The organism is Nesterenkonia sandarakina (assembly GCF_003003175.1).
In the GTDB taxonomy this organism is placed as follows: Bacteria; Actinomycetota; Actinomycetes; order Actinomycetales; family Micrococcaceae; genus Nesterenkonia; species Nesterenkonia sandarakina_A.
Map to the genome: position 1 here is coordinate 1 of NZ_PVTY01000033.1, position 10,852 is coordinate 10,852.

The following is a 10,852-nucleotide window of genomic DNA, read 5'->3' on the forward strand; positions in this document are numbered from 1 at the left end:
TTCTGGCCGCACAACCAGGCACCGGCTCAATCGTGGCGGCGACCGCCGCGCAAACGCCGCCCTGCACCGCATCGCATTGGTGCGGATGCAACACGACCAACGCACCAAGGACTACGTCGCCGGCAGAACTGCTGAGGGCAAGAGCAATCGCGAAATCATGCGCTGTCTCAAGCGAGCCATCTGCCGGGAGGTCTACAGGGCATTGACCAACCCACAGGAACAGGCCCCTCGAACAGACTTCCAGACGATCCGGCAATCCAAGGGCCTGACCCTCGCCAGGGCGGCCGAGGCTCTGCACACATGGCCCGCCCGCATCCGCGACATCGAGAAACAACGCCGCCCGCTACCAGAACTCACCACCCGCTATGAGCAATGGCTTACAGCTGTTTGACACAAGATAGGAGCATCTCACGACACCCCCACGCTCAACTGCGGAGAGCCGATTAACCGGCGGATTCCAACAATCTCGGCAACCTACAACACCCAGGTGTCCGTAGCGGATACTGGCCACCACAGTCATAAACCGGGGAACTCTTCGAGCTGCGCCCACTGACGATAGACGACGTCCAAGGGGGCTTCTACAACAACAGAGTCTGTCACCGTGGTAGTCATAGTCTCTCCTCCTTCGATGAGCGTGGAGCCACCGCAGCGGTACCTACAGACGGTGTCAACGACGGCCGAAAACTGAACACTCAGGGGTGTCGGCTCTACCTTCGGTCCCCCACCTCGGTCGCAGAGACGACCAATGCGTAGAACCGCCAGGCCCAGGACAGACGCGGCGTCGACAGTCCCTGTTCCGGCTATTCCGGCAGGTCAGCACCAGAGGCGCCGAGAAGGTGGAGCCCGTTGTCGTGGAGCACCGCACGCAGCCAGTCCTCTCCCAAACCGAGGTTGATCAACGCGTCCAGCGCATGGGCGTAGCGGTAAGGGATGTTGGGGAAATCGGTGCCAAGCACAATCCGGTCCTTCAAGTCCTTGAGCTGCCCGAGCCGCTCACGAGGGAACGGATGCAGACCCTCGATGAAGTCGGTGAACACCATAGTGGTATCCAAGTGCACACCGTCGAAGCGTTCCGCCAGGTCTAAGAAATCCGTGTATTCGGGCATCCCCAGGTGAGCGATAACCAGGCACAGGCCCGGAAATCTACGCAGTATCCGCTCAATAGGGACAGCCCCGGTGAACTCTCCGGGGCTCGGCCCAGATCCACAATGGATCACCACCGGTGTGCCCGAAGCAGCCAACATCTCCCAGACCGGATCCAGCAAAGCATCCCCCGGATCGAAGGCCCCGACCTGAACGTGGACCTTGAAGACCCGCACACCCCGGTCGAGGGCGTGCGCCACATAATCTGCAACCGTCGGCTCTGGGTAGAACGTCGCGCTCAGCGCAGCCTCAGGCATTTGAGCGGCGAACCGATAAGAATAGTCGTTGAGCCAGGCGGACATGCCCGGACGGTGCGCGTAGTTCAGGGTAGTGAAGGCGCGCACTCCGAAGGCCCGCAGGATCTCGATCCGCTCGTTCTCCGGGAGACGGTAGGTGATCGGCCAGTCCTGACCGAGCGTCGGACTCACAGCATCGAAGTATGACCAGACTTTTCGCAACACCGGCGCTGGCATGAAGTGGGTATGGATATCGACCAGGCCCGGCAGCTCCAGAGCCTCCCAGCGGGACCGGACCTCTTGAGCTTCGGCGCTGAGCAGCTCGGCAGTGTTGCTGCGAAGCTCTTCATTGAAATTCATGAGTAGTCAGGGGGTCTAGCATCCTCGCTGACCTGCCCCCTATCCCCTTTCGGTCTGTACAGCAGCTCTTCGAACAGGCCAGACTTCCAGAGCGGGTCGCCGGGAGCGCAGCTGCGAAGATCCCGGAACGTCCCCCATCGAGGCACCTCTGACTCAGCGACTTCCTCGCCCCCCTGATCAGCGAACACGTCCCACCGGTGAGTGCCACCACGCCCGAAGCGCCAGGTGCACATCCAACGATCGCGGGGCACGGTCCCATCCGGCCGGCTTTCAATTTCTCAGCGTTTTGGAGCTTCCGGATGATCTGTTCCGGGGTATGGCGTCGTCTCTTGCTAGTCATGGTCACACCAGTCTTCCTGCCCAGAGGCCCAGGCGCTAGTGCAACTCTCATCACTCGTGGACCGAAATCAGGGGGTCATGTCAGTGCCCGGTCTCACGGGGGTGTTAGGGTCGGTGTTATCCACACGGGAGCCCTATTGCAGGGGCTGAGATCGGGCTGAGGCAGCCTGCGACCGTTGAACCTGTCCGGGTAATGCCGGCGAAGGAAGAGGAATCCCAATATGAGCACATCTGCTCAGCACGCCCTGGTGCACATCCACAGCCAAGAGCACGACCTGCACGTTCCGGTCACGGAGATCTCACTGGAGGACAGTCCCGGCAGCGCCCCCAACCCCCCACTGAGGATCTACCGTACGGCTGGGCCCGGTAGCGACCCGGTCATTGGCCTGCCGCCGCTGCGGGAAGCCTGGATCGCCGACCGTGGTGACATCGAGACCTACCCGGGCCGGGAGCGGAACCTCCTCGACGACGGCCCCACCGCGATCCGGCGTGGTGCGGCATCCCGCGAGTGGAAAGGCACCAGGCCGAAGACGCTGCGTGCCGCTGCGGATCGAACCGTCACCCAGATGCACTACGCCCGAGCCGGTATCGTCACTGAGGAGATGCGGTTCGTAGCGCTGCGAGAGCACTGCGACGTCGAGCTGGTCCGCTCCGAACTGGCAGCAGGACGAGCGATCATCCCGGCCAATATCAACCATCCCGAGTCTGAACCGATGATCATCGGAAAAGCCTTCCTGGTGAAGATCAACGCCAATATCGGAAACTCCGCGGTGACCAGCTCCATCGCCGAAGAAGTCGACAAGATGCAGTGGGCCACCCGGTGGGGCGCGGACACCGTCATGGACCTCTCCACCGGTGACGACATCCACTCCACCCGCGAGTGGATCATCCGCAACTCTCCGGTACCTATCGGGACCGTACCCATCTACCAAGCCCTGGAAAAGGTCAAGGGCCAGGCCAGCGCCCTGACCTGGGAGATCTTTCGCGACACCGTGATCGAACAGTGCGAGCAGGGGGTGGACTACATGACCATCCATGCCGGGGTGTTGCTGCGCTACGTGCCCATGACAGCCGAGCGAGTCACCGGCATGGTCTCGCGCGGCGGATCCATCATGGCCGGCTGGTGCCTGGCCCACCACAAGGAGAACTTCCTGTACACCCACTTTGACGAGCTTTGCGAGATCTTCGCCCGCTACGATGTCGCCTTCTCTCTTGGGGACGGGCTGCGCCCAGGATCAATCGCCGACGCCAACGACGCTGCCCAGTTCGCCGAGCTGGACACGCTGGCCGAGCTCACCGCACGGGCCTGGGAGCACGACGTGCAGGTGATGGTCGAAGGCCCCGGTCACATCCCCCTGCACCTGGTGCGGGAGAACGTCGAGCGGCAGCAGCAACTGTGCCACGGAGCCCCGTTCTACACCCTAGGGCCCCTGGTGACCGACATCGCCCCCGGTTATGACCACATCACTTCCGCGATCGGAGCCACCGAGATCGCGCGCTACGGCACAGCCATGCTCTGCTACGTCACCCCGAAGGAGCACCTGGGGTTGCCGAACAAAGACGACGTGAAGACCGGGGTGATCACCTACAAGATCGCCGCCCACGCCGCCGACCTGGCCAAGGGTCACCCCGGCGCGGCGGAGCGGGATGACGCGCTGTCGAAGGCAAGGTTCGAGTTCCGCTGGCGTGATCAGTTCGCCCTGTCCCTGGACCCGGATACCGCCGAAGCCTTCCACGACGAGACCCTGCCGGCCGAAGCGGCCAAGACCGCCCACTTTTGTTCGATGTGTGGTCCGAAATTCTGTTCGATGCGTATCTCTCAGGACATCCGTGACCAGTTCGGTGGCATGTCCGAACAGGAAGCTATCGCTGGGATGGAGCAGAAGTCTGCTCAGTTCCGGGCTTCCGGATCCAAGGTCTATCTGGATGATCCCACGGTCTCGAACACCTGAGAGCCCCTCCAAAAGCACCAGCCAGTTGACACCTGCGTAGGTGTTGCGCCCTGGGGCCAGAATGAGCCCAGGGGCAGAACCCCTAGCACGGTCTCTAGGTTGCCCATCTCATCGGGCGCGAGCCCGCCGAGGAACACTATTTCCGAGCGGTTCACGAACCTCCACGCCACATCAGTCTGAAGCGTCCACGCTCGTCGTCGAGTCCTTCTTCGCCGCTTCTTTTAAAGCGGAGGCGAGTGCTTTCCAGCTGTTATAGGTGTCTCTACTCATCGCTTATGCTCGCCTCCTCGTAGAGCCTCTTTTGTAGCTGTTCACCGAATTTCGCTCGATTACGTCTGGCCAGCGGTTGCAGATATGACGAGAGCGCGGGCACTGAAGCTATGAGTCCCTTGCCATGAGCTTCAGAGATCAGGTCACCGACGAGTGAGAGGTCCTGGTTGAGCTCTACCAGATCTGCGATCATGCGCTCCACGGTCATGGCGGCCATTCCGTCGACGTGCGTTATTTCCGACCGGGTGAGTTGTCGCACGCGGAGTCGTAGGTTCTTCATCCTCGAGCCTCGCCGGCGTGGTACCACGAAGTCATACAGGTCTAGGTAAAAATCACCCACGCCGTGAAGCTCCACGGCAGTCGTGCCTGCCGCAATGACACGGGGGGCGCCATCCTCAGTCTTGAGATGTCCTCCCAGCGCGAGCCACGTCGCACGCAGCATGTCGTGGTCTCCAGTAGGAGCCCCGACTATCCGGTACACACCTTGTGCCATCCGTTCCAGAGCGCCGGCCGAGACCAGCCGCGACAATTGTGTAGGACTGACCCCGACTCCAGAGGCTTGAGCGGCGGTGAACATGCCCCACCGGTCCTCGGCCAGAACTCCAATGGCAGCTGGCCAAGAATGATCTCGGTACGCATACGTTGCCAAGCCAGAAACCGCACGACTCCGAGACCCCGCCGAAGGCTCTATCGAAGCGCCGAGGGCACTAGAGGCACGCTGACGGTGGCGAGTCCATGGTTCTGGTCGGCACTCCCCTACTCGGGCCTCAACTCGCGCATTACCGGTGCCGAGACATCCCCTGCGGGAAGATCGATGCCGACGTACGCCTTAAAGGAGTTCGACTCGCGGGGACCTTCGGAGTGAGCTTAGATCCAGCGCGGGACGCTTTACGGGAACTTGAGCGAGACGGATTGGTCGCCGACCGTGATCGCACTCGCCGGCCCGATTCACGGCGAGTCGAGCAGCTCGATTCCGTAGTCGGCGACGACGACCCGCACCTCGGCGAGGTAGCGCTGCGCCTGCGCCGTGAGCGGGATCCCGGAATGGCTGATCCAGCCGATCTCGATGCTCTCGTCCACGTCGAGTGGGATGGCGACGATCCCGGGATCGAGGTCGTCACTGATGATGCCGGTCGAGATCGTGTAGCCGTTGAGTCCGATCATGAGATTGAAGATGGTCGCGCGGTCGGCGACCCGGATTTCCCGCTTGCTCGACAGGGTCGAGAGGATCTCTTCGGCGAAGTAGAACGAATTGTTCGCGCCCTGGTCAAAGGTGAGCCGTGGGAGGTCGGCCAGATCATCGAGAGTGACGCGATCTCGGGAGGCCAAGGAATTCTGTCTGGAGATGAAGATGTGCGGCACTGCGGCAAAGAGCGGGTGGAACACCAGCCCGGAATCTCGCAGGAGTTTGTCGATGACCTTCCGGTTGAAGTCATTCCGGTACAGGATGCCCACCTCACTGCGGAGCGCCCGGACGTCCTCGATGATGTCCCAGGTCCGGGTCTCACGAAGCGAGAACTCGTACTGCGCTGCGTCAACGGAGTCCACCATCCGGATGAACGCCTCGACCACGAATGAGTAGTGCTGAGCCGAGACTCCGAGCAGCCGACGGGACGGTGGTTGACCGAGGTAGCGCTGCTCCAGCAGCGACATCTGCTCGACGACCTGCCTGGTATAGCCGAGAAACTCTACCCCCTCCTCGGTCAACGTCACCCCCCGGGCCGATCGAGTGAGGAGGGTGCGCCCCACCCGGGATTCCAGGTCTTTCATTGCGGCAGACATGGTCGGCTGGGCGACGTAGAAAAGGTCGGCGGCGCCGGTGATCGACCCCTCCGCTGCGACCTCGATGAAGTAATGCAGTTGCTGCAATGTGATGCCTCTGGATTCTCGTGCCATAGCTGAAGACTATAGAAGACCATAGGCAACGTCAGTTACCCGATGACTGAACTGATACTGCAGGATAGTGCAGAGTCCTTCCGCAAGGCCGAGCCCGGCCGATCAAGACCTGAATTGGACATACATGTCGAACGAATTCACGTTCAGCATCACCACCACCCGCTTCGACGAGGACTACTCGCCGTCCGAAAATTCTCGGACCACCACGAACTTTGCCAACCTGGCTCGAGGCGAGCACCGCCAGCAGAACCTCCGCCGAACCCTGGCGATGATCAACGACCGGTTCAACGATCTCGCACGCCGGGACAACCCGGGCCGGGACCACTACTCCGTCGAGCTCGAGATCGTCTCCGCGGAGCTGCAGTTCAGCTCGGACGGCGCGGATCACCGGTTCCCTCTGATCGAGGTACTGAATATTCAGATCGTCAATCGCCTCACCGGTGCACGATTCCCGGGGATCGTCGGGAACAACTTCTCGTCCTACGTCCGCGACTTCGACTTCAGTGTTCGACTGCCGGCAGTCAACGAGGGCACCTCTGAGTTCACCGTGCCGGGAGACTTCGGTGACCTGCACGGCAAACTGTTCCAGCATTTCCTCGACTCCGAGGCCTACAGGGAGCGCTTCGCGGTGGATCCCGTGATCTGCATCAGCGTGTCCACGAGCCGGACCTACCGCCGGACCGGGAAACACCATCCGACCCTCGGTGTCGAGTACCAACAGGACGACTACTCGTTGACCGATGAGTACTTCCGGAAGATGGGTCTCCAGGTCAGGTACTTCCTGCCGCCCGGCGGTGTCGCCCCGCTCGCGTTCTACTTCCGCGGCGATCTGCTCAGCGACTACACCGACCTGCAGCTCATCGGCACGATCAGCGTGATGGAGACCTTCCAGAGGATTTATCGGCCGGAGATCTACAACGCGAACTCCCCCGCCGCTGAGATCTACCGGCCGACCCTGGCTCAGCAGGACTACTCGCCTACCGCCATCGTCTACGACCGCGTCGAACGCGGTCAGCTAGCAAAGAAGCAGGGCAAGTACACGGAAGACCACTTTATGAAGCCCCACCGCGAGCTGCTCGAACAGTGGGCCGGCCGCTTCCCCGTTCGCGTCGGATGATTACCGAAGGAAAGTCGATCATGACCCAGATCTTGCCCACGTCCACCGTCGGCAGCCTGCCCAAGCCCTCGTGGCTCGCCCGGGCTGAAACCCTCTGGGCGCCCTGGAAGTTGCACGGCGATGAGTTGGTCGAAGGCAAGCAGGATGCGCTGCGCATCACCGCCAAGGAACAGAGCGATCGCGGAATCGACATCATCAGCGACGGAGAGCAGACCCGTCAGCACTTCGTGACGACGTTCATCGAGCATCTCGACGGGGTCGACTTCGATCAGCGCGAGACGGTTCGGATCCGCAATCGCTACGACGCGAGTGTGCCCACCGTCCTCGGCGCAGTGAGCCGCTCCAAGCCGGTCTTCGTCGACGACGCGAGACTCCTCCGGCAGCAGACCGATCAGCCGATCAAATGGGCACTGCCCGGCCCCATGACGATGATCGACACGCTTTACGACGCCCACTACAAGAGCCGGGAGAAGCTGGCGTGGGAGTTCGCGACGATCCTCAACCAGGAGGCACGAGATCTGGAGGCTGCGGGGGTCGACATCATCCAGTTCGACGAGCCCGCGTTCAACGTCTACTTCGATGAGATGAAGGACTGGGGCGTGGCGACGCTGGAAAGGGCAACAGAGGGATTACGCGCGGAGACCGCAGTGCACATCTGCTACGGCTACGGGATCAAGGCGAACACCGACTGGAAGGCCACCCTCGGCTCGGAGTGGCGCCAGTATGAGGAGTCGTTCCCCCTCCTGCAGCAGTCCAGCATCGACATCATCTCGCTGGAATGCCACAACTCCCGTGTCCCGATCGACCTCGTCGAACTCGTCCGGGGCAAGAAGGTCATGCTCGGTGCCATCGACGTGGCGAACGAGAAGATCGAGACTCCTGAGGAAGTCGCCGCCACCATCCGGAACGCTCTCAGGTTCGTCGACACGGACAAGCTTCTGCCGAGCACGAACTGCGGCATGGCGCCCTTCTCCCGGGACATCGCACTGGCGAAGTTAAGCGCGCTCAGCGCGGGTGCGCGCATCGTTCGTGAGGAGCTATCGGCCGCGAAGCCCTGACCTATCGGGGCCGCATCTCACCGGTTAGCGGGAGCGTCGTGGGACCGTAGCTCCTCGATGACGCTCGTCCCGGTCTCCGGTCGCGAGACCATCTGTTCCGAGGCGCGCAGCACTTTCCACAGCTCATCCATCACCAGAAGATAGTGCTTCGGCGGAATGCCCCGGTCCGTGGTCACGATCTTCTCCGTGGCCACGGTGACGGTGCCGAGGTTCCAGTACAACGACTGCACCGCAGCCATGAGAACGGTGTCGTTCTCGTTGGCCCGGAGCGGCTAACTTTCAGGGTCGTTCGGAAGGAGGCTCTCCTGCCGGCCGGTCCCAGGACGCTGATACCCGGGCAATGACCATAGAACGGTATTCCTGTATTACGGTATTCCTGCCCTGCCGAGAAGACGTGAGTCCCCATGCCGGACTCACGTCCCCTGATGTCATCGGTATAACTGCAGGATTGGCCTTGTCCCGGCGGGTGGTGACGGCCTCGTGGGCCCGGGCGCGAATCAGCAGACCCCTCGGATTCGCGCCGGTGAGGTTCGCTCGATCTGGATCGCAGTCCTTGTGACCAATCTTCCGTTCCTGGCGTACTTCGGGTGGGTCCTCCCCGGTGATGCGCTGCTGTGGATCGGTCTCTACCTGCTGGTGTTCTTCTTCTATTCGGCGCCACCGCTGCGGTTCAAGGCCCGCCCCTATCTGGATTCGCTCAGCAACGCCGCCTACGCCCTGCCAATCGCCATTGTTCCGCTCGCCCTGGAATCCGGTCCGGTCTGGGCAGCTGCTGTGGCGCTGATGGCGTGGAGCGTGGCGAAGCACGCTTTCGACGCAGTCCAAGACATCGAGGAAGACAGGACGGCCGGAATCACCACCACGGCAGTGCGCCTCGGTGTTCGCGGGACGGTGCTCTGGAGCGGAACCTGGTGGACATTGGCCACGATCGGCTTTGCGATGGTCAATGTTCCGGTCGCGCTCCTCAACGCGCTGATCAGCGGCGGGTTGCTCTACATACTCTTCCGCTCCGCAAGCAGCAGCACTGCCCACGGTTTGTACCGCTATTCCATCGCCTTCCCCTATGTCGCGGGAGCTGTGGCCGGCATTCAACTGGTGGCCGCGCTGCTGCTGGGGTGGTACCCATGAGCCGCGTCGTGGTGGTCGGTGGCGGAGTGGCGGGCCTGACGGCCGCAGCGCTCTCAGCCTCGGCGGGACACGCTGTCACGCTTCTGGAAGCGAACTCGACGTTGGGTGGCAAGAGCCGCCGCATCGAGGTTGCTGGCCAGGTGATGGACACCGGCCCCTCGCTGTTCACCTTTCCGGCAGTCTGGCAGGAGCTGCTGCGCCGGCTGGACGACTCCAGTCACAGTCCGTCAACAGCGGCCGAAGACACGGCAAGTCTGAATCTGGAGCGGCTTCCTGAAGTCGGCCGGTACTACTTCCGCGGGGAAGTCTGTTCCCTGCCGGTACCCCCGGGACACCCGTGGCACTCGGCATGGGAGCGTTTCGCTGCGCTGCACGGACCGATCGGGCCGGATGTGACCCGGCTTCTGACCACCGCCCCGATGGCCCGCGACGCATACCCCTCTCTGGCTCGAATGGGGAAGCTCTACGGGAACCGGCTCAGCACCCGCAGCTATCTCGACAGTCTCACCTGGCTGCCCGACGGGCTGCGTGAAGTGATCGCCATCCACACGCTCAACGCCGGCGTGAGCCCATCCCGCACCCCGGCACTGTATGCCAGCATGCCTGCGGTGATGGCCCAAGACGGGGTGTGGGTGCCGCAGGGAGGTGTCCACGAACTGGTCCGGGCCCTCGAGCGGCTCGCGCGAGCTGCCGGGGTCGATGTTCGCACCGATGAGCCCGTCCTCGAACTGGGGCGAGGACACGTCAGAACTACCCAGAAGGTCTACCGGGCAGACGCATTGGTCAGCGGCCTGGATGCAGGCCGGCTCGAGGGGCTGCTCGGTGGGCGCGCACCTCGACCACCACGGAAGCTCTCCTGCTCCGCGGTCGCCGTGTACGCGGCGCTGAAGCAGCCCTTTCCGGCGGATACGTCGCGGCACAGCGTGGTTCTGCCCGAGGATCCCGCCGCGCTCTACGCAAGTCTGGAGGCTCAACGCGAGCCGGCGGTCAAGTCCCGGGTAGTGGTGTAGCGCGGTGTCCTTCATCGTGATCAATCAGGCGCTGAGTTCCAGGGCGGCGTCGGCCTCCACCTCCTTATCCGCATCGGGCACGAGACTCAGGCGGCTCTTCGCGAGGATCTCGAGGCCGAGGTAGCGGCGGCCCTCTGCCCATTCGTCAGTCTGTTCCGCCAGGACAGCACCGACGAGACGGATGATCGCCTCTCGGTTGGGGAAGATGCCGACGCTGTCTGTGCGGCGACGGATCTCGCGGTTGAGCCTCTCGTTGGGGTTGTTGGACCAGACCTGTGACCAGAGTCCTTCCGGGAAGCTGGTGAACGCAAGGATCTCCGCTCGGGCGGTGTCGAGATGCTCG

At 62.6% G+C, this 10,852-nt stretch carries 10 protein-coding genes, 2 pseudogenes and 1 riboswitch; of the genes and pseudogenes, 6 read left to right on the forward strand and 6 right to left on the reverse strand.

What is annotated here, in order from left to right:
• Positions 1-235: pseudogene (locus BCL67_RS15685) on the forward strand (transposase); the annotation flags it as partial.
• Between the two features lie 565 nt (positions 236-800).
• On the opposite strand, the gene BCL67_RS14505 reads toward BCL67_RS15685, so the two are convergent.
• Entirely contained in the window at positions 801-1,739 is a 939-nt protein-coding gene (locus BCL67_RS14505; RefSeq protein WP_106124121.1) for an amidohydrolase family protein, read from the reverse strand.
• Between the two features lie 454 nt (positions 1,740-2,193).
• A riboswitch (TPP riboswitch) is annotated at positions 2,194-2,303 on the forward strand.
• Here BCL67_RS14505 and thiC point away from each other — a divergent pair.
• Entirely contained in the window at positions 2,300-4,030 is a 1,731-nt protein-coding gene (gene thiC, locus BCL67_RS14510) for a phosphomethylpyrimidine synthase ThiC (RefSeq protein WP_106124122.1), read from the forward strand. (Overlaps the previous riboswitch by 4 nt.)
• Before the next feature lie 262 nt (positions 4,031-4,292).
• Here thiC and BCL67_RS14520 read toward each other — a convergent pair whose 3' ends face one another.
• The 3 genes and pseudogenes from BCL67_RS14520 to BCL67_RS14525 form a co-directional block, all read right to left on the reverse strand.
• Positions 4,293-4,742, reverse strand: coding sequence for a hypothetical protein (locus BCL67_RS14520; RefSeq protein WP_258175114.1), 450 nt, complete (start codon positions 4,740-4,742; stop codon positions 4,293-4,295).
• A gap of 36 nt (positions 4,743-4,778) precedes the next feature.
• Positions 4,779-4,949, reverse strand: a pseudogene (locus BCL67_RS16045) (type IV toxin-antitoxin system AbiEi family antitoxin domain-containing protein); the annotation flags it as partial.
• 299 nt (positions 4,950-5,248) lie between these two features.
• Positions 5,249-6,196 (reverse strand): LysR family transcriptional regulator, encoded by a 948-nt coding sequence (locus BCL67_RS14525; protein WP_106124125.1) that lies wholly within the window; start codon positions 6,194-6,196, stop codon positions 5,249-5,251.
• A 124-nt stretch (positions 6,197-6,320) separates the two neighbouring features.
• On the opposite strand from BCL67_RS14525, the gene BCL67_RS14530 reads away from it, so the two are divergent.
• Together BCL67_RS14530 and BCL67_RS14535 are read left to right on the forward strand one after the other, a co-directional pair.
• On the forward strand, positions 6,321-7,313 hold the full coding sequence (locus tag BCL67_RS14530; RefSeq protein WP_106124126.1) for a putative oxygenase MesX: 993 nt from the start codon (positions 6,321-6,323) through the stop codon (positions 7,311-7,313).
• A gap of 20 nt (positions 7,314-7,333) precedes the next feature.
• On the forward strand, positions 7,334-8,371 hold the full coding sequence (locus BCL67_RS14535) for a methionine synthase (RefSeq protein ID WP_106124127.1): 1,038 nt from the start codon (positions 7,334-7,336) through the stop codon (positions 8,369-8,371).
• A gap of 17 nt (positions 8,372-8,388) precedes the next feature.
• Here BCL67_RS14535 and BCL67_RS14540 read toward each other — a convergent pair whose 3' ends face one another.
• Positions 8,389-8,610 (reverse strand): hypothetical protein, encoded by a 222-nt coding sequence (locus BCL67_RS14540; RefSeq protein WP_106124128.1) that lies wholly within the window; start codon positions 8,608-8,610, stop codon positions 8,389-8,391.
• A 241-nt stretch (positions 8,611-8,851) separates the two neighbouring features.
• Between BCL67_RS14540 and BCL67_RS14545 the strand changes: the two genes are divergently transcribed.
• Together BCL67_RS14545 and BCL67_RS14550 are read left to right on the forward strand one after the other, a co-directional pair.
• Positions 8,852-9,499, forward strand: coding sequence for a UbiA family prenyltransferase (locus BCL67_RS14545; RefSeq protein WP_308738010.1), 648 nt, complete (start codon positions 8,852-8,854; stop codon positions 9,497-9,499).
• Positions 9,496-10,509 (forward strand): phytoene desaturase family protein, encoded by a 1,014-nt coding sequence (locus tag BCL67_RS14550; protein WP_106124130.1) that lies wholly within the window; start codon positions 9,496-9,498, stop codon positions 10,507-10,509. Before BCL67_RS14545 ends, BCL67_RS14550 begins: the two co-directional genes overlap by 4 nt.
• A 24-nt stretch (positions 10,510-10,533) precedes the next feature.
• On the opposite strand, the gene BCL67_RS14555 is transcribed toward BCL67_RS14550, so the two are convergent.
• Positions 10,534-10,852, reverse strand: a 319-nt coding sequence (locus BCL67_RS14555) for a transposase (protein WP_181256042.1), incomplete at its 5' end; no start/stop codon positions are given.